At 64.9% G+C, this 21,019-nt stretch carries 22 protein-coding genes and 1 pseudogene; 6 read left to right on the top strand and 17 right to left on the bottom strand.

The window, feature by feature from the left end; all coding sequences use genetic code 11:
* Window positions 1–14: 14 nt before the first annotated feature.
* The gene (trmL, locus tag AC1RWI_RS17545) at window positions 15–485 is read left to right on the top strand and encodes a tRNA (uridine(34)/cytosine(34)/5-carboxymethylaminomethyluridine(34)-2'-O)-methyltransferase TrmL (RefSeq protein ID WP_043343349.1); all 471 of its coding nucleotides are present in this window, start codon (window positions 15–17) and stop codon (window positions 483–485) included.
* 21 nt (window positions 486–506) lie between these two features.
* Here the strand turns inward: trmL and AC1RWI_RS17540 are convergent, their stop codons facing one another.
* The 5 genes from AC1RWI_RS17540 to AC1RWI_RS17520 form a co-directional block, all read right to left on the bottom strand.
* Window positions 507–1,499: a Bug family tripartite tricarboxylate transporter substrate binding protein gene (locus AC1RWI_RS17540; RefSeq protein WP_043343346.1), complete on the bottom strand. Its 993-nt coding sequence runs from the start codon at window positions 1,497–1,499 to the stop codon at window positions 507–509.
* Window positions 1,500–1,506: 7 nt separating this feature from the next.
* Window positions 1,507–2,523, bottom strand: a complete 1,017-nt coding sequence (locus AC1RWI_RS17535) for an NAD(P)H-dependent glycerol-3-phosphate dehydrogenase (protein WP_043343344.1) — start codon at window positions 2,521–2,523, stop codon at window positions 1,507–1,509.
* Window positions 2,524–2,640: 117 nt separating this feature from the next.
* On the bottom strand, window positions 2,641–3,159 hold the full coding sequence (secB, locus tag AC1RWI_RS17530; RefSeq protein WP_043343340.1) for a protein-export chaperone SecB: 519 nt from the start codon (window positions 3,157–3,159) through the stop codon (window positions 2,641–2,643).
* A gap of 164 nt (window positions 3,160–3,323) precedes the next feature.
* A complete protein-coding gene (gene grxC / locus AC1RWI_RS17525) occupies window positions 3,324–3,581 on the bottom strand; it encodes a glutaredoxin 3 (RefSeq protein WP_043343338.1) in 258 nt (85 codons plus the stop codon).
* 118 nt (window positions 3,582–3,699) lie between these two features.
* Window positions 3,700–4,113 carry a rhodanese-like domain-containing protein gene (locus AC1RWI_RS17520; RefSeq protein WP_043343334.1) on the bottom strand — a complete coding sequence of 138 codons (414 nt, stop codon included), beginning with the start codon at window positions 4,111–4,113 and terminating at the stop codon, window positions 3,700–3,702.
* Between the two features lie 140 nt (window positions 4,114–4,253).
* Here AC1RWI_RS17520 and gpmA point away from each other — a divergent pair, with 140 nt between their 5' ends.
* The 3 genes from gpmA (at window position 4,254) to AC1RWI_RS17505 (ending at window position 7,581) form a co-directional block, all read left to right on the top strand.
* Window positions 4,254–5,000 carry a 2,3-diphosphoglycerate-dependent phosphoglycerate mutase gene (gene gpmA, locus AC1RWI_RS17515; RefSeq protein WP_492867711.1) on the top strand — a complete coding sequence of 249 codons (747 nt, stop codon included), beginning with the start codon at window positions 4,254–4,256 and terminating at the stop codon, window positions 4,998–5,000.
* Window positions 5,001–5,161: 161 nt separating this feature from the next.
* Window positions 5,162–6,751: a S41 family peptidase gene (locus AC1RWI_RS17510; RefSeq protein WP_492867709.1), complete on the top strand. Its 1,590-nt coding sequence runs from the start codon at window positions 5,162–5,164 to the stop codon at window positions 6,749–6,751.
* A gap of 62 nt (window positions 6,752–6,813) precedes the next feature.
* Window positions 6,814–7,581 (top strand): HesA/MoeB/ThiF family protein, encoded by a 768-nt coding sequence (locus tag AC1RWI_RS17505; protein ID WP_492867707.1) that lies wholly within the window; start codon window positions 6,814–6,816, stop codon window positions 7,579–7,581.
* Window positions 7,582–7,596: 15 nt separating this feature from the next.
* Here AC1RWI_RS17505 and mnmH read toward each other — a convergent pair whose 3' ends face one another.
* The 12 genes from mnmH to AC1RWI_RS17445 all read right to left on the bottom strand — a co-directional run bounded on the left by mnmH (window position 7,597) and on the right by AC1RWI_RS17445 (window position 19,397).
* Window positions 7,597–8,721 carry a tRNA 2-selenouridine(34) synthase MnmH gene (gene mnmH / locus AC1RWI_RS17500; RefSeq protein WP_043343323.1) on the bottom strand — a complete coding sequence of 375 codons (1,125 nt, stop codon included), beginning with the start codon at window positions 8,719–8,721 and terminating at the stop codon, window positions 7,597–7,599.
* Window positions 8,721–9,788 carry a selenide, water dikinase SelD gene (gene selD, locus AC1RWI_RS17495; RefSeq protein ID WP_043343322.1) on the bottom strand — a complete coding sequence of 356 codons (1,068 nt, stop codon included), beginning with the start codon at window positions 9,786–9,788 and terminating at the stop codon, window positions 8,721–8,723. Before selD ends, mnmH begins: the two co-directional genes overlap by 1 nt.
* A 272-nt stretch (window positions 9,789–10,060) precedes the next feature.
* Window positions 10,061–10,540 (bottom strand): bacterioferritin, encoded by a 480-nt coding sequence (gene bfr / locus AC1RWI_RS17490; protein ID WP_006159487.1) that lies wholly within the window; start codon window positions 10,538–10,540, stop codon window positions 10,061–10,063.
* A 112-nt stretch (window positions 10,541–10,652) separates the two neighbouring features.
* Window positions 10,653–10,949 carry a (2Fe-2S)-binding protein gene (locus tag AC1RWI_RS17485; protein ID WP_082054783.1) on the bottom strand — a complete coding sequence of 99 codons (297 nt, stop codon included), beginning with the start codon at window positions 10,947–10,949 and terminating at the stop codon, window positions 10,653–10,655.
* A gap of 234 nt (window positions 10,950–11,183) precedes the next feature.
* Window positions 11,184–12,959: a phosphoenolpyruvate--protein phosphotransferase gene (gene ptsP / locus AC1RWI_RS17480; protein ID WP_043343319.1), complete on the bottom strand. Its 1,776-nt coding sequence runs from the start codon at window positions 12,957–12,959 to the stop codon at window positions 11,184–11,186.
* A gap of 139 nt (window positions 12,960–13,098) precedes the next feature.
* The gene (locus AC1RWI_RS17475; RefSeq protein WP_035861002.1) at window positions 13,099–13,368 is read right to left on the bottom strand and encodes an HPr family phosphocarrier protein; all 270 of its coding nucleotides are present in this window, start codon (window positions 13,366–13,368) and stop codon (window positions 13,099–13,101) included.
* The gene (locus AC1RWI_RS17470; protein ID WP_043343313.1) at window positions 13,337–13,792 is read right to left on the bottom strand and encodes a PTS sugar transporter subunit IIA; all 456 of its coding nucleotides are present in this window, start codon (window positions 13,790–13,792) and stop codon (window positions 13,337–13,339) included. The genes AC1RWI_RS17475 and AC1RWI_RS17470 overlap by 32 nt, the downstream gene beginning before the upstream one ends.
* A 52-nt stretch (window positions 13,793–13,844) precedes the next feature.
* Entirely contained in the window at window positions 13,845–14,798 is a 954-nt protein-coding gene (gene gshB, locus AC1RWI_RS17465) for a glutathione synthase (RefSeq protein ID WP_043343310.1), read from the bottom strand.
* A 29-nt stretch (window positions 14,799–14,827) separates the two neighbouring features.
* The gene (gene gshA / locus AC1RWI_RS17460) at window positions 14,828–16,123 is read right to left on the bottom strand and encodes a glutamate--cysteine ligase (RefSeq protein ID WP_043351199.1); all 1,296 of its coding nucleotides are present in this window, start codon (window positions 16,121–16,123) and stop codon (window positions 14,828–14,830) included.
* A gap of 493 nt (window positions 16,124–16,616) precedes the next feature.
* A complete protein-coding gene (locus AC1RWI_RS17455; protein ID WP_043343309.1) occupies window positions 16,617–18,152 on the bottom strand; it encodes an ammonium transporter in 1,536 nt (511 codons plus the stop codon).
* Window positions 18,153–18,183: 31 nt separating this feature from the next.
* Entirely contained in the window at window positions 18,184–18,522 is a 339-nt protein-coding gene (locus AC1RWI_RS17450) for a P-II family nitrogen regulator (RefSeq protein ID WP_006159494.1), read from the bottom strand.
* A gap of 65 nt (window positions 18,523–18,587) precedes the next feature.
* Window positions 18,588–19,397 carry a TorF family putative porin gene (locus AC1RWI_RS17445; RefSeq protein WP_043343308.1) on the bottom strand — a complete coding sequence of 270 codons (810 nt, stop codon included), beginning with the start codon at window positions 19,395–19,397 and terminating at the stop codon, window positions 18,588–18,590.
* 378 nt (window positions 19,398–19,775) lie between these two features.
* On the opposite strand from AC1RWI_RS17445, the gene AC1RWI_RS17440 reads away from it, so the two are divergent.
* Window positions 19,776–20,039 (top strand): accessory factor UbiK family protein, encoded by a 264-nt coding sequence (locus AC1RWI_RS17440; RefSeq protein ID WP_043343307.1) that lies wholly within the window; start codon window positions 19,776–19,778, stop codon window positions 20,037–20,039.
* A 129-nt stretch (window positions 20,040–20,168) separates the two neighbouring features.
* Window positions 20,169–20,363, top strand: a pseudogene (locus tag AC1RWI_RS17435) (magnesium chelatase domain-containing protein); the annotation flags it as partial.
* Between the last annotated feature and the right edge of the window lie 656 nt (window positions 20,364–21,019).

Here is a 21,019-nt window from a genome sequence, read left to right as displayed (position 1 = left end):
CCCGCCCCTCCCCCATGTTCAATGTCGTCCTGGTCGAACCCGAGATCCCGCCGAACACCGGCAATGTGATACGGCTGTGCGCCAACACCGGTGCGCGCCTGCACCTTGTCAAGCCGCTCGGCTTTCCGCTGGAAGACGCGCGCATGCGCCGCGCCGGCCTGGACTATCACGAGTACGCCAGCATGCGCGTGCACGAGAACTGGGACGCGCTGATGGAAAGCGAGCGACCCGACCCGGCCCGCATGTTCGCGCTGACCACGCATGGCTCGACGCCCTTCGGCCAGGTGAGCTTCCAGCCCGGGGACTGGTTTGTGTTCGGCTCGGAAACGCGCGGCCTGGCGCCGGAGCGGCGCGAATGGTTTCCCACCGCGCAGCGCATCCGGCTGCCGATGCGCCCGGACAACCGCAGCCTCAACCTCTCCAATACCGTCGCGGTCGTGGTGTTCGAAGCCTGGCGCCAGAACGGCTTTGCCGGCGGCGCCTGAGGCCGCCGCCCGCGCCCTTCCCTATTCCGGCTGCACGCCCGCCGCACGGATCACCTTGTCCCACCGCACCTTCTCGCTCGCCATGGTCTGGCGCAGCGATTGCGGCGCGGTGCCGGCCGGCACGAAATACTGGGCGCGCATCTTGGCGCGCACGTCCTCGCTGCCGATAATGGCCACCAATTCGCGATAGAGCCGGTCGATCACCGGCGCGGGCGTGCCCGCCGGGGCCAGCACCGCTTGCCATGAGATCGCCTCGAAGCCGGGATAGCCGGATTCCGCCACAGTTGGCACCGCGGGCAGCAGGCTGGTGCGCCCGCTGGTGGTGACCGCGATGATGCGCAGCTTGCCGGCGGTCACCAGCGGCATGGCGATGACCGGCACCATGAAGCCGGCCTGCACCTGGCCGCCGACCATGGCGGTGGTGATCTGCGCAAACCCCGGATAGGGGATGTGCTGCAGGTCGATGCCAGCGGCCGCCTTGAGCTGCTCCATGGCCAGGTGGGCGGCGCTGCCGTTGCCGACCGACCCGTAGTTCAGCACACCCGGCCGGGAGCGGGCCAGGGCCACGAACTCCCGCACGTCATGCACCGGCAGGCGGGCATCCACCACCAGCACATTGGGCGAAGTCGCCACCAGCGACACGGGGGCGAGCTGGCGCACCGGGTCGTAGCCGAGATGGCGCGACAAGGTGGGCGCGGTGACCAGCGGCCCGTTGATGGTGAGCAGCAAGGTATAGCCGTCCGGGGCGGCCCTGGCCACCATGCCGGTACCGATATTGCCGCCGGCGCCCGGGCGGTTCTCCACCACGACCGCTTGTCCGAGCGCTGCAGCCAGCTTCTCGGTCAGCAGGCGCGCGATCAGGTCGGGCGAGGACCCTGCCGGGAACGGCACCACCATGCGGATCGGCTTTACCGGCCAGGGCTGGGCGGATGCGGGCGTGGCCAGCGCAGTGCCAGCCACGCCGGGCATGGCGCAGGCGGCAAGGGCCTTCAGGAGGCGGCGACGATCTTCCATCGCGCGCTCACTCATCGCGTGCATCGCGCTGGAGCAGCCGCGCCACCGCGTCGGCGGCGGGCAGCCCCTCGAAGAGCACGGCACATACCGCGCGCGTGATCGGCATATCGACGCCCTTGGCCGCGGCCAGCGCCGCCACGGCCTGCGCGCAGCGCACGCCTTCGGCAACGTGGCCAAGCTCGGCCAGAATCTGCGCCAGCGTCTTGCCCTGCGCCAGTTGCTGGCCGACCTTGCGATTGCGCGAGAGGTCGCCCGTGGCGGTCAGGATCAGGTCGCCCATACCGGCCAGGCCCATGAAGGTTTCGACGCGTCCTCCCAATGCCATGCCGAGCCGGGTCATCTCGGCCAGGCCGCGCGTCACCAGCGCGGCGCGCGCGTTCAGGCCAAGGCCCAGGCCATCGCTGGCGCCGGTGGCAATCGCCAGCACGTTCTTGACTGCCCCCCCCACCTCGGCGCCGACCAGGTCATCGCTGCCGTAGATGCGCATGGCATGGTGATGGAAAGCCTGCTGAGCCAGCTCGGACAGCGCCGGCGAAGTGCCCGCCACGGTCAGCGCGCAGGGCAGGCCCAGCGCCACTTCACGGGCAAAACTGGGGCCGGTCAGCACACCGTAGCTGGTGTCGGCAAGACGGCCGGCGGCGGTGAGCTCTTCCCGCACCATCTGGTGCGGCAACGCATTGGTGCCAGCTTCAAAACCCTTGCACAGCCAGAGCATGCGCAAGCCCCCGGCCTGGCTCGCGGCCAGCCTGCGCGTCATTTCGCGCAGGCCCGAGACCGGCGTGGCGACGATCACCAGGCCATCGGGTTCGACATCGGCATGCGCCGCGGCCCGCTCGAAATCGGGTTCCACCACAAGCCGCCCGGACAGCGGCACGCCGGGCAGGTAGGTAGCATTGACGCGGTCGGCGCCGATAGCGGCCAGCTGGGCGGCATCACGCCCCCACAGCACCACATCGTGGGCCGCGGCGGCATGGCTGGCGAGCGCGGTGCCCCAGGCACCTGCACCGAAGACAGTGATTTTCATGGCGGGTTGCCTCGCTTGTTCGGCCTCGAAGCCTTAAGCCTTGCGCGCCACGAATGACGCGAACCGGAAAGACAAAACGGGGCCGAAGCCCCGTCTTTGCGACATCCTGCAGCAGGATCAGTGACGAGCCTGGCTGCCGTCGGGCATCACGATGCCGCTGTTGCCACCTTGCGCGGTTTCCGCTTCTTCCATCGCGGCTTGCAGGCGCTGTTCGTACAGGGCCTGGAAGTTGATTTCCGACAGATGAATAGCCTGGAATCCGGCGCGGGTGATCACGTCGGCGATATTGCTACGCAGGTACGGGTAGAGAATGGTCGGGCAGGCAATGCCCAGCAGCGGGTCGAGCTGCTCCACCGGCACGTTGCGGATATCGAAGATGCCGGCCTGGTGGGCTTCCACCAGGAAGGCAACCTTGTCCTGCACCTTGGTGGTCACGGTACCGGTCACCACGACTTCGAAGATGCCTTCCTGGAGTTGCGAGGCACCCACGTTCACCTGCACTTCCACGGCCGGCGCTTCGGTCTCGAGGAAGATGCCGGGCGAATTCGGCTGCTCGAGCGACATGTCCTTCAGGTACACGCGCTGGATGTTGAAGAACGGCTGGTCTTCCTGCTGATTGTTCTGCTGGTCGCTCATGAAAGGCTTCCGGAAAAATGGGCGTTGGGGGGCCAGGCGTGCGGGACATTGGCATCCCGGGCGGGATTGGCCCAGGGTCATGGCCCGGGTCGGCACCCGGTTGGAAAACGTATATGGTACATGACGCGGGTGGCGAATTCACCCGCAGCTGGGCAGGCGGCGCTTCAGGCTGCCAGCAGCGGCACCAGGCCACCCTGGCGATCGAGCGCCGAGAGGTCGTCGAAGCCACCGACATGGGTCTCGTCGATGTAGATCTGCGGCACGGTACGGCGACCGGTGCGGCTCATCATTTCCTCGCGCTTGCCGGGCTCGCGGTCGATCAGGATCTTCTCGATCGCCTCCACGCCCTTGGCCTTCAGAAGGCGCTCGGCCATCTGGCAATACGGACAAACTACCGTGCTGTACATTACAACGCGGGCCATGCGCATCTCCTTGAAAAACGGAATCCGGAGGTTGGTCGGGTGCTCGCAAGCCAGGACAGCGGCGGCAACGGAAGACGTGCCCCCGGCGCCGCTTGCCTGTGTCGCTTGCCTGCGCCGCTTACTTGACGACGGGCAGACCGGCTTGCTGCCAGGCGGCAAGACCACCTTCGAGCGAATAGATCTCACTGTAACCGGCTTCCTTCAGGGCTGCTTGACCCTTGCCCGAGCGCTGGCCGGTCTGGCACACGACGATGATGGGGACGGACTTGTCCTTTGCAAGGCTGGCGGCACGGCTTGCCAGGTCGGCAAGTGGCGCGCTCTTGGCTTGCGGCAGGTGGCCCTTGGCGTATTCGGTGGCTTCCCGGATATCCACGACCACGGCATTGCGCTTGTTGATCAGCTGGGTAGCGGCGGCCGGGTTGACGGTCTTGCCGGAGGTTCCGCGCGAGATGGTGGGCCACGCCAGCAGGCCGCCCGACACGACGGCGAGGGCGATCAAGGCAAGGTTGTTGTAGTCGGCGAAGAAATTCACGTTGGCATTCCGGTGGGTTGAGTCGGCGGCATTATAAAATAGACGGTTTGGCGCCCGCGACCCGCTATTGTCTCCTAGTTGACACATGTGCGGCGGTATGTGGCAGGGCGCACACAGGTTTCTCACGCTTTGGAAGCAGCATGTACAAACTCGTTCTCATCCGCCACGGCGAATCCACGTGGAATCTCGAAAACCGCTTCACCGGCTGGGTCGACGTCGACCTCACCGACACCGGCGTGGCCCAGGCCAAGCTGGGCGGCAAGCTGCTGCGCGAGGCAGGGCTGGCCTTCGATGTAGCCTACACCTCGGTGTTGAAGCGTGCCATCCGCACGCTGTGGCATGTGCAGGACGAAATGGACCTGATGTGGATTCCGGTCCGGAACGAATGGCGCCTGAACGAACGCCACTATGGTTCGCTGTCCGGCCTGAACAAGACCGAGACCGCCGCCAGGTTCGGCAACGAGCAGGTACTGGTATGGCGCCGCAGCTACGACACCCCGCCGCCGGCGCTCGAAGCGAACGATCCGCGTGCGGCTTACGACGATCCGCGCTACGCTCAAGTGCCGCGCGAGCAGATTCCGCTGACCGAATGCCTGAAGGACACGGTCGAACGCGTGCTGCCGCTATGGAACGAATCCATCGCCCCCGACATCAAAGCGGGGAAGCGCGTGGTAATCGCCGCCCATGGCAACAGCATCCGCGCGCTGGTGAAATACCTCGACCAGATCTCGGATGACGACATCGTTGGCATCAACATCCCCAATGGCACCCCGCTCGTGTACGAGCTGGACGCCGACCTGCGCCCGCTGCGTCATTACTACCTGGGCGACCAGGAAGCGATCGCAGCCTCCCTGGCCGCCGTGGCGAACCAAGGCAAGGCAAACTGAGGCCCGGCCCGGGCGAGCGCCGCGAGGCTCGCCCGGCCGCCTCAGGCAGTGGGCCAGGCCTTTTTTACTGCTCCCTCTTATACTGTCGGACAAATCCGGCCGGTGCGATGCGCCAGGCCGGCTCCGACACAGCACAATCCTCACACGTTCAGGCAGCCCTCATGCGTAAGACGCTCAAGAACATCAGTCTTGTTACTGCCGGACTCGTTGCCGGCGTGCTCGCCACGCTGCAACTATCGGCCACGGCGCAGAATTCGCCGGGGCCGCTGCCGCTGGAGCAGTTGCGCTTGATGGCCGACATCTTCGGCCAGATCAAGCGCGAATATGTCGAGCCGGTGGATGACAAGAAGCTGCTGACCGAAGCCATCAAAGGCATGGTCGCCAGCCTGGATCCGCATTCGGCCTATCTGGACGAGAAGGACTTCAAGGAACTGCAGGAAGGCACGCGCGGACGCTTCGCCGGCCTGGGGATCGAAATCTCGCAGGAAGAAGGTCTGGTCAAGGTGATCAACCCGATCGAAGACACCCCCGCCTTCCGCGCCGGCATCCAGCCCGGCGACCTGATCACCCGCATCGACGACAAGCCCGTGCGCGGCCTGCCGCTGGAGCAGGCGGTCAAGCGCATGCGCGGCGAACCGGGCACCAAGGTCACGCTGACCATCTATCGCAAGAGCGACGAACGCACCTTCCCGGTGTCGATCACGCGTGCGGAGATCCGCGTGCAGTCGGTCAAGGCCAAGCTGATCGACAATGACCGCCTCGCCTGGGTCCGCCTGACCAGCTTCCAGGAACGCACGGTGGCCGACCTGGGCAAGAAACTGGACGAACTGGCCCAGAAGAACCCCAACCTGAAGGGCGTGATCCTGGACCTGCGCAACAACGGCGGCGGCGTGCTGCAGGGCGCGGTCGGCGTGGCGGCAGCCTTCTTGCCCGACGACGTGACCGTGGTCTCGACCAACGGCCAGGTGCCGGATGCCAAGCGCGTCTACAAGACCACGTTCAACAACTACCGGCTGTCCTCGCTCGAGGACGATCCGCTCAAGGACCTGCCGGCGCTGTATAAAAAGATCCCGATGGTGGTGTTGACCAACGCCTACTCGGCGTCGGCCTCCGAAATCGTTGCCGGCGCGCTGCAAGACCACAAGCGCGCGCTGATCATGGGCAAGACCACGTTCGGCAAGGGCTCCGTGCAGACCGTGCGCCCGCTCACCAACGACACCGGCATCAAGCTGACCATCGCGTACTACTACACGCCGACGGGCAAGTCGATCCAGGCCAAGGGCATCCGCCCGGACATCCCGGTCGACCAGAACCCGGAAGGCGATCCCGACGACGCGCTGATCACCCGCGAGATCGACACCGAGCGCCACCTGCACAACAAGCAGGAATCGGAAGAGCCCGAGATGAACGAGCGCGAGCAGCGCCGCGTCGAGGAACTGCGCCGTCTTGAGGAAGAAAACGCCAAGAAGACGCCGGAAGAGCGCGACAAGGAACGCAAGAAGAAGCCGATCGAGTTCGGCTCGGCCGAGGACTTCATGCTGCAGCAAGCCATCGCCCAGCTCGAAGGCCAGCCGGTCAAGCGCTCCAAGTCCAAGCTCGAAGCCGTGGCCACGTCGGACAAGCCGTCCAAGCCCGCGGCGGCCAAGCCGGCTACCCCGGCCAAGCCGGCCACCAAGGCACCGGCCGCCGCGCCGCCGGCCAGCGCCCCGATTGGAACGCCGCTGGGCACGCCGACCGGCAAGGCTCCCTGAAATCCTGATGCGTAACAGCGGCCCTGCGGGGCCGCTTTTGCATTGCTCGCCATGAACGACGCATGAACGACGATCAACTGCTGCGCTATTCGCGGCATATCCTGCTCGACGAACTCGGCATCGAGGGCCAGAGCCGGTTGCTCGCCAGCCACGCGCTGGTGATCGGCGCGGGCGGCCTGGGCGCCGCCGCCCTGCCCTACCTGGCCTCGGCCGGCGTGGGCACCATCACCGTGGTCGATGACGACGTGGTCGACCTGACCAACCTGCAGCGCCAGGTGATCCACACCACCGCCAATGTCGGACGCCCCAAGGTGGAGTCGGCGCGGGAGGGCATGCTGCGCATCAACCCGGGCATCGACGTGCGCCTGGTGCAGGCACGCGTGGGCGCCGCGGAGCTGGTGCACCTGGTGGCCGATGCCGACGTCGTGCTCGATTGCTGCGACAACTTCGACACGCGCCAGGCCGTCAACCGCGCCTGCGTGCAGCACAGCGTGCCTCTGGTGTCCGGCGCGGCCCTGCGCTTCGACGGGCAGATCAGCGTGTTCGACCACCGCCAGCCAGGCGCGCCCTGCTATGCCTGCCTGTTCCCGCCCTCGCAGCCGGCGCAGGAAGTGGCTTGCGCCACCATGGGCGTGTTCGCGCCGCTGGTGGGAATGGTGGGCACGGTGCAGGCGGCCGAGGCCCTCAAGCTGCTGATGGGCGTCGGCACCACGCTGGCCGGCCGCCTGTTGATGGTCGATGCGCTTGGCATGGAATGGACCACGATGCGCCTCGCGCGCGTGGCCGATTGCGAAGTCTGCGGTGGCGCGCACGCGCAAGCCGCCCCCTAGGCGGGCTGCGCGCGTTCAGGCGCGGGTGCGCTCACGCAGGAAAGCCAGCACCGCGGCGCGCTCGCCGCGGAACACGATCCTGGCCTCGCGCTGTTCGCGCTGGTAGGCGTACATCGGGTCGTAGTATTGCTGCAGCAGCAAGGCGATCCAGCCCAGATGCAGGTCGGTCTCGCCCGTTTCCTCCTGGCGCGCCAGCGCTTGGTCCAGCAAATCCGAGAGCCGCTCGTAGCGCGTGCCGCCGAGCCGCTTGGCGATGGCCGCCATGGCATCGCGCAGGCGCGCCGCGTAAGCGGCGAAACCCGCCTGCTCACCCAGTGCCGCCATGAATTCCGCCGACAAGCCAAGCACGTAGTCTCCCAGCACGCGGTGCACGCGCGCCTCGAAGGATTCCTCCAGCCAGACCAGCGGTGCCACCTGAATCGCCTGGTAGAAGGCCTGCGGCAGGTTGCGCGCGCCGATGAAGCGCCCCTCGTCCTCGACTACCAGCGCCGGCAACCCGGCCGCGCGATGGCGCAGCAGCGAAATCGCCAGGCCATTCTCGAAATCGATCTGCGTGGGCTGCGCCACCGTGCGCCGGCCGAAGCTGGACCCGCGGTGGCGAGCCTGGCCCTCCAGGTCGATGGCGGCGTCCCGGCTGCCGCCCTGACCCGTGACCAGGTCGGCAATCAGCTCGGTCTTGCCGCTCCCGGTCATGCCGCCCAGCACCAGCAGGCTGCATTCGGCGGCGGCCGCATCCAGGGTCTCGATCAGGAAGCTACGCATCGCCTTGTAGCCGCCCGTCACACGCGGATAAGCGATGCCGGCATCCTCGCGCAGCCATTGCTGCACGATCTGCGAGCGCAGGCCGCCACGGAAGCAATACAGGTAGCCGTCGGGATGCGCCCGCGCAAACGCCGCCCAGCCCGCGGTTCGCGTCGCGCGGATCTCGCCGTTCACCAACTGGTGGCCTAGCGCGAGCGCGGCCTGCGGCCCTTGCTCCTCATAGCACAAGCCAACCTGGTGCCGCTCGGCATCGTCCATCAGCGGCAGGTTGACCGCGCCTGGAAACGCGCCGCGCGCGAACTCCACCGGCGCGCGCGCATCGAGCAGCGGCGCGCCGGAAAGAAAGAGCTGGCGAAAGTCGGCCGTATCCTCGCGCATCAGATCACCTCGACGGCGTACCGGCCCTGCTCGACGAATTCGCCGACCGGCGCCAGTGCCAGGCCAAACTCCGCGCAGGCGGCATGGAAACCGGCCTCGCCGGCAGGCTCGACCGCCACCAGCAAGCCTCCGCTGGTCTGCGGATCGCACAGCAAGGCGCGCTGCACCTCGCTCAACGCGCCGCCCCGGTTGTTGATTCCGGCGCCGATCCGCGCGCCGTAGCTATCGAAGTTGCGCTGGGTGCCGCCAGGCACGCAGCCGGCCTCGACGTAGCGCAGCACTTCCGGCAGCAACGGCACGGCGGCGTGGTCAAGACGCGCTGTGAGTCGGCTGCCGTCTGCCATCTCGACAAGGTGCCCGAGCAGCCCAAAGCCGGTCACATCCGTCATGGCCCGCACGCCGGCCAGCTTGCCGAAGCGGCTGCCGGGACGATTGAGCACGCACATCCAGTCGCGCGCCAGGTGGATATCCTCGGTGCGCAGCTTGCCCTGCTTCTCGGCGGTGGTCAGCACGCCGATGCCCAGCGGCTTGGTCAGGTACAGACGGCAGCCGGCAGTCGCCGTGTCGTTGCGCTTCAGGTGCGCGCGGTCGACCACGCCAGTCACCGCAAGCCCGAAGATGGGTTCGGGTGCATCAATGGAATGCCCGCCGGCAAGCGGGATGCCCGCTTCCTCGCAGGCACGGCGCCCACCGGCCACCACTTCGCGCGCCACCTCGGGCGGCAGCAGCTTGACCGGCCAGCCGAGGATGGCGATGGCCAGCAGCGGATCGCCCCCCATCGCATAGATGTCGCTGATGGCGTTGGTGGCAGCGATGCGTCCGAAGTCGAACGGGTCATCGACGATCGGCATGAAGAAATCGGTGGTGGAGACCACGCCGCGGCCCTCCTCCAGCCCATCCAGCGCATAGACCGCCGCATCGTCGCGCGAGGCATTGCCGACCCACAGGCGCGGATCGAGATGCTGGTTGCCGCTGCCGGCAAGGATCACGTCGAGCACCTGCGGCGAAATCTTGCATCCGCAGCCGGCACCATGGCTGTACTGCGTCAGGCGGATCGGGTCTGCCATGATGCTGGCTCCTGTCGTTTGGTTTGGTTTGGTGTGGTGTGTTGCGTTGTGCGATGCCGATTCGGCTCCCCTCTCCGCAGCATAGGCGGATCGCGCTCAAGTTGAGCGCGAACACCGGCCCTGGCAAGGGCGGCGAGGCCGAAGGGGAGAAGAATGGGAATCTGAATGATAAGGGTTACCGCCTGGATGCGGGCGGAACCGTCAGCACCGAGTGGCGCCGCGCGGTCGCGGCCACTGGGTTCTTGCGAACTCGCGGCCGGCTGCTGGGCGGCTTATTGCTCGCCCGGCTCCATCTGCGACTGCAGATAGTTCGGCAGGCCGACCTTGTCGATCAGGTCGAGCTGCGTCTCGAGGAACTCGATGTGCTCTTCGGTATCGGTCAGGATCTCGACCAGGATCTCGCGGCTGACGTAGTCGCCCACCGATTCGCAATACGTAATGCCTTCCTTGACGGTGGCATGCGCGCCTTGCTCGAGCTTCAGGTCGCACTTGAGCATTTCCGGGGTGTCTTCGCCCAGCAGCAACTTGTTGAGATCCTGCAGATTGGGCAGGCCGTCAAGCATCAGGATGCGATCGATCAGGCGATCGGCATGCTTCATCTCGCCAATGGATTCCTTGTACTCGATATCGCCGAGCTTCTTCAGGCCCCAGTGGCGGTACATGCGAGCGTGCAGGAAGTATTGGTTGATCGCGGTCAGCTCGTTCTTCAGCTGCGCGTTCAGATGCTGGATGACCTTCTTGTCACCTTTCATTGGAGGCTCCTTGTTGCAACGGGCCCCCGCAAAAACGCGAAGCGGCGCAAGGCGCGCCGCAGGCAGTCAAAACAAGCGAACATGCGCCGTAACCTGAAAGGTGCGGGCGAGTTTAAGCAACCAGCTCAGTGCGCTGGTCGTTCGCGACTGCCGGGTCCCGAGTGTCCATTATGGCACGTGGGCCTGACGACGAACAGGAAGAAATGGGCACGACCTGGATGGTGGAAACCTTGACGTTGCGTACCGCCGCGACGCCTTCGCAAAGCACCTGTTGGGCGCATTCGCGGCAGCGGCCACAGCAGGTGCCAACACCTAGCGTTTCGGCCAGCTCGTCGAGCGTGGACACGCCTAGATGCGCAGCACCGTGAATTTCTCGGTCGGTAACCTGATTGCAGATGCAAACGTACACAAATCCCTCCTTGGGAGAGGGGTGACACCGGCATGTCACCCGCGATGTACGTCAGAATATCAGAGATCGAAAATGATAACAATTCCCATTAAACCACAAAGGGTACATGCCAAGAACGCGGCACTTAGCCCGGAGATTGCAGAGACAGGGAACGTCACAACCGGCAGAAAAGTGATCCGAACCCTATCTACACGGCGTTGGATTTTCGTAAAGACCTTAACGAAATCAGGGTTGTCAAAGCAGTTTCAACGCGCAAGCGAGCTCCTCCGGCTCGTAAGCACTCAGCACCTGCTCAACCAGCCGCTCCAGCCGCTCGCAATCGGCATGCAGGACTTCCTGCTTGACCCGCAGCAATTGCGAGGGATGCATCGAGAACTCGCGCAGCCCCATGCCCAGCAGCAGGCGCGTCATGGCGGGATCCCCAGCCATCTCGCCACACACCGCCACCGGCACGCCGGCGCGGTTAGCCTCGCGGATGGTGCGGGCGATCAGTTGCAGCACCGCCGGGTGCAGCGGGTCGTAGAGATGCGCCACGGCATTGTCGGCACGGTCGATGGCCAGCGTGTACTGGATCAGGTCGTTGGTGCCGATGGAGAGAAAATCCATGCGCCGCAGGAACAGCGGCAGCATCAGCACGGCGGCCGGGATCTCGATCATTGCCCCGACCTTGATGTTGGGGTCGAACGCCTGGCCGCGCGCGTCGAGCTGGCGCTTGGCCTGCGCGATCAGGTCCAGGGTCTGGTCGATCTCGCGGGCATGCGCCAGCATCGGGATCAGGAGCCGCACCGGGCCAAAGGCCGAGGCACGCAGCAGCGCGCGCAACTGGGTCAGGAACATGGCCGGCTCGGACAGTGACCAGCGGATCGCGCGCAAGCCCAGCGCCGGATTGAGGGCCGTCTCGAAATCGTCGCCGCGGCCATCCCGGCCGTCGCGGCCATCCAGTGGCTTGTCGGCACCGATGTCGATGGTGCGGATCGTGACGGGCAGCCCGTGCATGGCGTCCACCGCGCCGCGGTACGCCTCGAATTGCTCCTCCTCGTCGGGCAGCTCGCCACGCCGGTTCATGAATAGGAATTCGGAGCGGAACAGGCCCACGCCAACCGCACCCGCGGTCAGCGCCGCGGTGGCATCCTCCGCCATCTCGATGTTGGCCAGCAGGTCGATCTCGAGCCCGTCCAGCGTCACCGCGGGCGTATGGCGCAGGCGCTGCAGGCGCTTCTTTTCCAGCGCGCGCTCGCTCTGCCGGTGGCGGTACTCCTCGAGAATGATCGCGGACGGATCCACGATGACCAGGCCCGCATCGCCGTCGATGATGACCCAATCGTCCTGGCGGATCAGCTCGCTGGCGCTCTGCACGCCCACGGCGGCGGGGATGTCGAGGCTGCGCGCCACGATGGCGGTATGGGAAGTGCGTCCGCCAAGGTCGGTCACGAAACCGTGGAACACGGTGTGGCGGAACTGCAGCATGTCGGCCGGCGAGATGTCGTGGGCGACCACGATCACGCCGGGCGCGGGCTCGCCGTCAGGAGCCAGGGAGGAAGGCGGCACCGGGGCCGGGGCCAGTACGGCCGCGCCGGCCAGCACCTTGAGGATGCGCTCGACCACCTGACGGATGTCCGCCTTGCGTTCGCGCAGGTATTCGTCCTCGATTTCGTCGAACTGGCGCATCAGCTCTTCGAGCCGCGTGGTCAGCGCCCATTCGGCGTTGTAGCGCCGGTTGCGGATCAGCGCCTCGGGCTCGCGCGCCAGCGCCTCGTCATCGAGGATCATGGCATGCACGTCGAGGAAGGCGCCCAGTTCTTCCGGCGCCTCGCGCGGCAGATCCCGCTTGAGCGTAACCAGCTCGGCCCGCACCGCCGCGCGCGCCGAACGCAGGCGCTCGACCTCGGCATCAAGCCGGTCTTCGTCGACCAGGTAATGGGAGACATCAAGCGCGGCAGGCGCCAGCAAATGCGCGCGCCCGATGGCCACGCCGCGCGAAACCGGGATGCCGTGCAGGGCAAATGGCATGTACCGCTCCGTCAGGAACGTTTAAAAAATCTGGCAAGGGCCAGCCACCTTGGAAACGGCTTCAGGATGCGGCGAAGCGGCCCCGGCCAGGCCTGCCGCCACGCTCGGTACTGCCGCCTTTCATGCCGTACCCGGCCTCCTACTCCCCTTCGCCGAAGCGATTGGCGATGAGCGCCAGCAAGGCGTCCATGGCCTCCTGCTCATCGGGCCCGTCGGTCTCGATGGTCACGGTGGAGCCGATGCCGGCGGCCAGCATCATCACGCCCATGATGCTTTTGGCGTCGACCTGGCGACCATTGCGCGACATCTTGACCTGACTGACGAAGTTGCCCGCCAGTTGCGTCAGCTTGGCGGAAGCACGGGCATGCAGCCCAAGCTTATTGATTATGTTGGTGTCCCTCTGCAGCATATTTGTCGGGATGATTTGCGATTTGGTTCTGGACGGTGGTGGAGCCTACCTGCAGCACACCCTGCGAGCCCCCTGCCAGCGCCTTGAGGGCGAGCTGGTCGAGTTTCTCGGCACGGTAGCAGATGGCGCGCACCAGCATGGGAAGGTTGACGCCGGCAAGCACCTTGACGCGGCCTGGCTCGGCGAGGCGGGCCGCAATGTTGGCCGGCGTGGCGCCGAAGATATCGGTCAACACCAGTGCGCCGTTGTCTTCGCAGACTTCGGCCAGGCGGCGCCGGGCCTCGGCCAGCACGGCGGCGGGCTCAGCGTCCGGCATGACGTCGAGCGCCTCGAGCCGTTGGGGCTGGCCGCAGTAGACGTGGGCGGCGCACTCGCGCAATGCCGAAGCCAGCGGGGCGTGCGCGATGATCAGGATGCCTGCCATGGTGGTGAATCCGTTGGATTGACGCGATTGTAGCAGGCAGCCCGCCCGTGATTCAGCGCGAACGCGCCTGTACCGCGTGCTCGAGGGCGTCGATGAACATGGCAGCCACCTGGAACCCGGTCTGCTGCGTGATTTCCTGGAAGCACGTCGGGCTGGTCACATTGACCTCGGTCAGGTAGTCGCCGATCACATCCAGCCCAACCAGCAGCAGGCCTTGTTCCCACAGGCCCGGGGCCAGCGCCTCGGCGATCTCGCGATCGCGCGCCGAGAGTTCCTGGGCACGGCCGGTCCCGCCCGCCGCCAGGTTGCCGCGCACTTCGCCATCCTTGGGAATACGCGCCAGCGAGTACGGCACGGGCACGCCGCCGATCAGCAGGATGCGCTTGTCGCCGTCCTTGATCTCAGGAATATAACGTTGCACCATCAGGGTGCGCGCACCGTTCTCCCCCAGCGTCTCGATGATGGCGCCAAGATTCAGGCCTTCCGCACCGACCCGGAAGATCCCCATCCCGCCCATGCCATCAAGCGGCTTTAAAATCACATCACGATGCTCCGCGTGGAACGCGCGAATACGATCCGCGTCACGGGTGACCAGGGTCGGCGTGATGTATTCGGGATAGCGGGCAATCGCCAGCTTTTCGGAATGGTCGCGGATCGCCTGCGGCTTGTTGAACACATTGGCGCCCTGCGACTCGGCCAGCTCCAGCAACCAGGTGCTGGTCACGTACTCCATGTCGAAGGGTGGATCCTTGCGCATCACGACCGCATCGAAGCCGGTCAGCGGCTGCAGGCCGGGCTCGCCCGCGCGGTACCAGTCATGGGCGTCGCCCGTTAGTTGCAGCGGGCGCACCACCGCCTCGACCTGATGGGCCGACAGCGACAGTTGCGACTGCAGGCAGGCAAAGAGCTCATGGCCGCGCTCGACCGCCTCCACCATCATGGCGTAGGTCGAGTCCTTGTAGGTCTTGAAGGTGTCCAGCGGGTCGGTAATAAACAGAATGCGCATGTTGGCTCGTCCCGGTCGCAGCGTTTGTCTCAGAGAATCGGATTGGGGTCGGTCTTCTCGAGTTCCAGCGACGCCGCCAGCAAAGCCAGCCGCGCCACCACACCATACATATAGAAGCGGTTAGGCACGGCCGCGCCCGGTTTGGCATGGCTGTCCGGAATGCCGTTGGGCGCGAACGCCAGCGGCACGAAATGCGCGCCCGGCGCATTCAGGTTCTCGTCGTTGCCGCGCCCGGTATGGACGCGGTAGAAGCCACCGACCACATAGCGGTCGATCATGTACACCACCGGCTCGGCCACCGCCTCGTTGACCTTCTCGAAGGTGTGCACGCCTTCCTGGATGATGACGTCGTTGACCTCAAGGCCCTCCTTGACGACGCTCATCTTGTTGCGTTCCTTGCGGTTCAGCCCCTTGATCTCGGACGGATCCTTGATGGTCATGATGCCCATGCCATAGGTGCCGGCATCGGCCTTGACCACGACATACGGCGTTTCCTTGATGCCGTACTCGCGGTATTTCTTGGCGATCTTCTTGAGCACGGCTTCGACCGAGTCGGCCAGCGCCTCCTCGCCAATGCGCTCATGGAAATCGATGCCCCCGCACTTGGCGAAGTACGGGTTGACCATCCACGGATCAACGTCGATCAGCTTGGCGAACTTCTTGGCGACTTCGTCGTAGGCCGAGAAATGGCTCGACTTGCGGCGCGTGGACCAGCCCGCGTGCAGCGGCGGCAGCAGGTATTGCTCGTTGATGTTCTCCAGGATCGGGGGAATGCCGGCGGAGAGATCGTTGTTGAGCAGGATCGAGCAGGGATCGAAGTCCTTCAGGCCCAGGCGGCGGCCACGCGCGCCAAGGCGCGCCAGCGGCTCCACCACCAGCGTCTGGCCATCGGGAAGCTCGATTGGCGTGGGTTCGGTGATGTCTTCGGACAGCGAGCCCAGGCGCACGTTGAGGCCGGCCTGGCGCATGATCAGCGACAGCCGCGCCACGTTCTGCAGGTAGAACATGTTGCGGGTGTGGCGCTCGGGGATCAGCAGCAGGTTCTTGGCGTCGGGGCAGATCTTCTCGATCGCCGCCATCGCCGCCTGGACTGCCAGCGGCAGCATTTCAGGCGCCAGGTTGTTGAACCCGCCCGGGAACAGGTTGGTATCGACCGGGGCCAGCTTGAAGCCGGCGTTGCGCAGGTCGACCGAACAGTAGAACGGAGGCGTATGTTCCTGCCATTCCAGCCTGAACCAGCGCTCGATGGACGGCGTCGCATCCAGGATCTTTTTTTCCAGCTCGAGCAGCGGACCGTTCAGCGCGGTGATGAGATGCGGGACCATAAACATCCTATTGATCGTCTTTATCGTTCGCCCAGATTGTAGAGGAACGGCCAATTGGCTGCTGGCGCCGCCTGATTAAGCATATGCGAGCGCCGGCATAAGGGATAAGGGATACGGATATGGGGATGGGGGCCCGGAATAAAAGGGGGGCCCTAAGAGGAATCCGAAGCACTTCCGGGCGGCCTGCCAGCAAGGCCGGGAGGAAAAAAAAGCGCGGCCGGAGCCGCGCTTTCAAATGGCCTGACAGATACGGGGAGCGTTCTGCAGGTGGAGGAAACTGCCTCACTGGCACTGTATGTGCGTCCCCCCTCAAAAACAATTGAAGCTTTTTAAGATCGGATTTAAGCACTTTGCGAAAAAACCGCCGCATCCGCTTTCCGCCTGGCCCGGTCGCCAGCGGCGGACGCCTGAAATGAAAAAAGCCCGGCACAAGGCCGGGCGAAACTCCTGAGAGAAGATTCCCAATCAGCTCTCCAGCACAACACCTTGACGATCAGGCTTCATACGCGGTCTCGCCGTGCGAGGTGATGTCCAGGCCCTCGCGTTCTTCTTCTTCCGGCACCCGCAGGCCGATCAGCATATCCACCAGCTTGAAGGCGACGAAGGCCACCACGCTCGACCACACGATGGTAGTGAGCACGCCTTCGAACTGGATCCACACCTGGCCCACGATCGAATAATCGTCCGAGACCTTGTTGGCCACGTAGTCATAGATACCCGTGCCGCCCAGGCTCGGCGCGGCGAACACGCCGGTCAGCAGCGCACCCAGGATGCCGCCCACGCCGTGCACGCCGAAGACGTCGAGCGAGTCGTCCATGCCCAGCAGCTTCTTCAGGCCGGTTACGCCCCACAGGCACAGCAGGCCAGCGGCGATGCCGATCACGATCGAACCCATCGGGCCGACGAAGCCGGCCGCCGGGGTAATGGCAACCAGGCCAGCGACTGCGCCCGAAGCGCCGCCCAGCATCGAGGGCTTGCCCTTGCTGATCCATTCGCCGAAGGTCCAGGACAGCACCGCGGCACAGGTTGCCAGCAGGGTGTTGACGAAGGCCAGTGCGGCCGAGCCGTTGGCTTCCAGCGCCGAGCCGGCGTTGAAGCCGAACCAGCCGAACCACAGCAGCGAGGCGCCCACCATGGTGAAGGTCAGGCTGTGCGGACGCAGGGCCTCACGGCCAAAGCCGATTCGCTTGCCGAACATGAAGGCACCCACCAGGCCGGCTACGGCTGCGTTGATGTGCACCACCGTGCCGCCAGCGAAGTCGAGCGCGCCCTTCTGGAACAGCCAGCCGCTCTTGGCAGTGGCAGCCGCGCCGGCAGCCGCGTCGGTGTACAGGTCAGGACCAGGCCAGAACCAGACCATGTGGGCCATCGGGATGTACGAGAAGGTGAACCACAGCACCACGAAGACCAGCACCGCCGAGAACTTGGCGCGTTCGGCGAAAGCGCCGATGATCAGCCCGCAGGTAATGGCTGCGAAGGCGCACTGGAAGGCGAAGTAAGCCAGTTCCGGCACCACCACGCCCTTGGAGAAGGTGGCAGCCACGGCATCGACGTTGAGCCCCTTCATGAAGAGCCGGTCGGTGCCGCCAAAGAAGGCGTTACCCTCGGTGAAGGCGAAGCTGTAGCCGTAGATGGCCCACAGCAGCGACACCAGCGAGAAGATCACCAGGCACTGCATCAGCACCGACAACATGTTCTTCGAGCGGACCAGGCCGCCGTAGAACAGCGCCAGGCCTGGCAGCGTCATCAGGATCACGAAGGCCGTGGAGACCAGCAGCCAGGCGGTATCACCCTTGTTGGGCACCGGCGCGGGCGCTGCGGCAGGGGCGGCAGCCTCTGCAGGCGCAGCTGCCGCTGCCGCGGGAGCGGAGGCAGTTGCAGGTGCGGCGGCGGCGGCAGCGGCCGGCGCGGAGGCTTCGGCCGCGGGCTTGTCCTGCGCCACGGCATGGGTGGACAGGCCGATGCCGGCCGTGCCCAAGGCCAGCGCCATGGCGCCGGTTGTCAGGATGCGCTTGAACCAGGATTTCATTGTGATTAACCTCTTGTCGTTGGGCTGTGCGTCACAGCGCGTCGCCGCCGGTCTCGCCCGTGCGGATGCGGATGACCTGCTCGATCGGTGCGACAAAAATCTTGCCGTCGCCAATCTTGCCGGTGCGCGCCGATTTCTCGATCGCCTCGATGGCCCGGTCGACCACGTCGTCCGGGACGGCCACTTCGATCTTCACCTTGGGCAGGAAATCCACGATGTATTCCGCGCCCCGGTACAACTCGGTATGGCCCTTCTGGCGGCCGAAGCCCTTGACTTCAGTCACGGTGATGCCGGACACGCCCACGTCCGAGAGCGCTTCGCGCACCTCGTCGAGCTTGAACGGCTTGATGACGGCGATGATCAGTTTCATCCGATTTCTCCTCTGAGCGGGACGGCCCGGCCTCGCGTCCGGCGCCCGCTCGACCTGATGTGTGTTTAGAAAGTCTTGGTGATCGAAGCCCAGGCGGTAGCCTTGCCGACGTAGCGGCCCGGTACATTGGTATAGGCCGATTTGTGCGCATTGGTGTCGATATAAGCGATCGCCAGCGCGAAGCCCTTGCCCAGGTCCTTGGTCAGCCCGAGCTTCCAGTCGGTGTAGGAGGCGCTGTTGACGTGCTTCACGTTCTGGTAGCCGACGTGGGCATTGAGCGTCAGGTCCCAGAAGTTCAGCGGCACATTGGCCGACAGGTCGGCGTAGTAGCTGTACTTGCTGTCAGCGAAGCCGAACAGGTTGGTCAGCGCCTGCGAGTACTTGAAGAACACCGGGCCAGCGCCGGCGCCGACATACAGCTCCGTGGTGTACGGGCGGGTGAAGCCGTTCGGGTAATCGCCCGGGTAGTAGTACTGCAGCACGCCTGCGTCATAGTTCCACTCCAGGCCGGCCAGCGTCACCGTGTTCTTGAAGCCGCCATAGAAGTCCATCTCGATCGGTGCCGAGACTTTCGGATTGCTGTCGCCGAGCCAGCTAATGCTCGAGTTCCAGTTACCCACGTAGAAGCCGCTCGAATGCGAGTAGTCGAACCCGCCCTGGATGGCCGGGCGGCGGTTGGTCTGCATCAAGCCGCGATAGCGATACTCACTGGCCAGGGTCACGTTGGCGGTGAAGGTGTGCGGCGAAGCCTCGGCGGCGGCAGTGGCGTCGGTGGGCGCACCGCCCTCCTGCGCACTGCTCTGGGCGAAGGCGGCGGGGGCGAGCCCGCAAAGCACAACTGCACTGGCGCTGACTGCAAGGGCCAACTTCTTCATGGGTTTGTTCTCCTTTTCCTCTGGCTCGGTACTCGTGTGTTTGAAAGTAGTTTGTTAAACGAGGCTCCTGTCTCCATTACTGCAACTGCCGTGCCAGGATGGAACCGTGGCATGAGAACGTCATTTTGTGCGCAAAAAGACATCAAAATTGACGTTGCCGACTGTCTCCCAGCGAACTTACTGACGTTAAAAGGTGTTACCAGCCCGCGCTGGCGCTTTCCCGGGGACGCTTGAAGCGTGATAATCGGCCCATGCCGGCGGCAAGTGCCGTGCACGCACCGCGTTTGCCCGCAACCTGTTCCGGTGCACCGTGATGCAGCATGCCGAATCCCGCCCACCCAGTTATCCGCACCAAGACAGTGCAAAAGGAGAAGCCGTATGAAACCCACCGATCTCTTCAACGATTTCCAGGCCAAGATCAGCGAAGCCCTGCGCAATTCGCCGGCCAAGGACATCGAAAAAAACGTCCGCAGCATGATGACGCAGGGGTTTTCCAAGCTCGACCTGGTCACCCGCGAGGAATTCGACGTCCAGTCGCAGGTGCTGGCGCGCACCCGCGCGCGCCTGGAAGAACTGGAAGCCCGCGTGCAGGCGCTGGAAAGCCGCTCGGCAGGCGGCTCCGACACGCCTGTTTCGGGCTGAAACCCTTGCCGCGTCCCGTGTTTGCCCCAGGGGTTCGATGACCCCGGGCGCAGCCCCTGACCGCCAGAATGGCCGCCGTATTCCGGCGGCCATTTTCGTTAACACTTCCTTGATGCTTTTCGGAGTGAGATGAGCCTCGCCCTCCTGCGTAGCCGGGCGCTGACCGGACTCGAGGCACCGCTGGTGTCGGTCGAGGTGCACCTGGCCAACGGCCTGCCCGCCTTCAATATCGTCGGGTTGGCCGATACCGAAGTGCGCGAGAGCCGCGAGCGGGTGCGCGCGGCGATCCTCAACAGCCAGCTCGAGTTTCCCAGCCGGCGCATTAAAGGTTGTCAACCCAAGAAGTAGACAGGGTAAAGACGGTCGAATCCATGTTTTCCACCGAAAAATGGTGCGCTGCAGTATGGCCGGCAGGTCAATGTTGATAAAACAGCACTTACTCCAAAATCTTGAGCGGTCGGAGTATTGGGTCCGCACGCTACGCAGGGTGGTCCCGCCTTGCCCTCCCTCGTCGGCTGGCTATGCCTTTCCTCTCCCGCGGAGTCCTCTTCCGGGACTTACTCTCGTGCCTTGCACTACTGACTTAATTCAACCGCCCCAGAGCGGCCCGCACTTGCATATATCCCCCTGCTGAAAGGTATGCCTGCTATGTCATCACTAGGATAATAATACTGTCAGTACCTATCCCTATGTCCCAACTGAGCGCTACACCTGCACTGAATGGCCCAGCAGGAACTGAACCAATTGCTAACAACACTGCTCTGAATTTGCTGGCACATTCTGCGTTCATCGCGCAGGTTGCTATACTCGTACAGGTCTTCTTCGTCGCACCCCATCACCCTCTTCAAGGCCGCCAGGGATTTTGTCTTGGACGATTTGCCGCACGTGTTGCCAGGTGTTGGCCGGTGCGTAGCGGTAAATGCGTTCGTGGGAGTGTTCTTGTTACTCATCTGATTTCCTCGCTATGCGCGCCTCGTGTG

It is taken from the genome of Cupriavidus sp. MPR-AND1C, assembly GCF_058809705.1.
Note: the sequence above shows the minus strand (reverse complement) of the source record. Positions and strands in the feature narration are given on the sequence as shown.

Excerpts from the sequence above, each read along its gene's own strand:
- trmL (WP_043343349.1), top strand. The coding sequence starts at position 15 with ATGTTCAATGTCGTCCTGGTCGAACCCGAGATCCCGCCGAACACCGGC.
- AC1RWI_RS17540 (WP_043343346.1), bottom strand. The coding sequence starts at position 1,499 with ATGGAAGATCGTCGCCGCCTCCTGAAGGCCCTTGCCGCCTGCGCCATG.
- AC1RWI_RS17535 (WP_043343344.1), bottom strand. The coding sequence starts at position 2,523 with ATGAAAATCACTGTCTTCGGTGCAGGTGCCTGGGGCACCGCGCTCGCC.
- secB (WP_043343340.1), bottom strand. The coding sequence starts at position 3,159 with ATGAGCGACCAGCAGAACAATCAGCAGGAAGACCAGCCGTTCTTCAAC.
- grxC (WP_043343338.1), bottom strand. The coding sequence starts at position 3,581 with ATGGCCCGCGTTGTAATGTACAGCACGGTAGTTTGTCCGTATTGCCAG.
- gpmA (WP_492867711.1), top strand. The coding sequence starts at position 4,254 with ATGTACAAACTCGTTCTCATCCGCCACGGCGAATCCACGTGGAATCTC.
- AC1RWI_RS17510 (WP_492867709.1), top strand. The coding sequence starts at position 5,162 with ATGCGTAAGACGCTCAAGAACATCAGTCTTGTTACTGCCGGACTCGTT.
- AC1RWI_RS17505 (WP_492867707.1), top strand. The coding sequence starts at position 6,814 with ATGAACGACGATCAACTGCTGCGCTATTCGCGGCATATCCTGCTCGAC.
- mnmH (WP_043343323.1), bottom strand. The coding sequence starts at position 8,721 with ATGCGCGAGGATACGGCCGACTTTCGCCAGCTCTTTCTTTCCGGCGCG.
- selD (WP_043343322.1), bottom strand. The coding sequence starts at position 9,788 with ATGGCAGACCCGATCCGCCTGACGCAGTACAGCCATGGTGCCGGCTGC.
- bfr (WP_006159487.1), bottom strand. The coding sequence starts at position 10,540 with ATGAAAGGTGACAAGAAGGTCATCCAGCATCTGAACGCGCAGCTGAAG.
- ptsP (WP_043343319.1), bottom strand. The coding sequence starts at position 12,959 with ATGCCATTTGCCCTGCACGGCATCCCGGTTTCGCGCGGCGTGGCCATC.
- AC1RWI_RS17475 (WP_035861002.1), bottom strand. The coding sequence starts at position 13,368 with ATGCTGCAGAGGGACACCAACATAATCAATAAGCTTGGGCTGCATGCC.
- AC1RWI_RS17470 (WP_043343313.1), bottom strand. The coding sequence starts at position 13,792 with ATGGCAGGCATCCTGATCATCGCGCACGCCCCGCTGGCTTCGGCATTG.
- gshB (WP_043343310.1), bottom strand. The coding sequence starts at position 14,798 with ATGCGCATTCTGTTTATTACCGACCCGCTGGACACCTTCAAGACCTAC.
- gshA (WP_043351199.1), bottom strand. The coding sequence starts at position 16,123 with ATGGTCCCGCATCTCATCACCGCGCTGAACGGTCCGCTGCTCGAGCTG.
- AC1RWI_RS17455 (WP_043343309.1), bottom strand. The coding sequence starts at position 18,152 with ATGAAATCCTGGTTCAAGCGCATCCTGACAACCGGCGCCATGGCGCTG.
- AC1RWI_RS17450 (WP_006159494.1), bottom strand. The coding sequence starts at position 18,522 with ATGAAACTGATCATCGCCGTCATCAAGCCGTTCAAGCTCGACGAGGTG.
- AC1RWI_RS17445 (WP_043343308.1), bottom strand. The coding sequence starts at position 19,397 with ATGAAGAAGTTGGCCCTTGCAGTCAGCGCCAGTGCAGTTGTGCTTTGC.
- AC1RWI_RS17440 (WP_043343307.1), top strand. The coding sequence starts at position 19,776 with ATGAAACCCACCGATCTCTTCAACGATTTCCAGGCCAAGATCAGCGAA.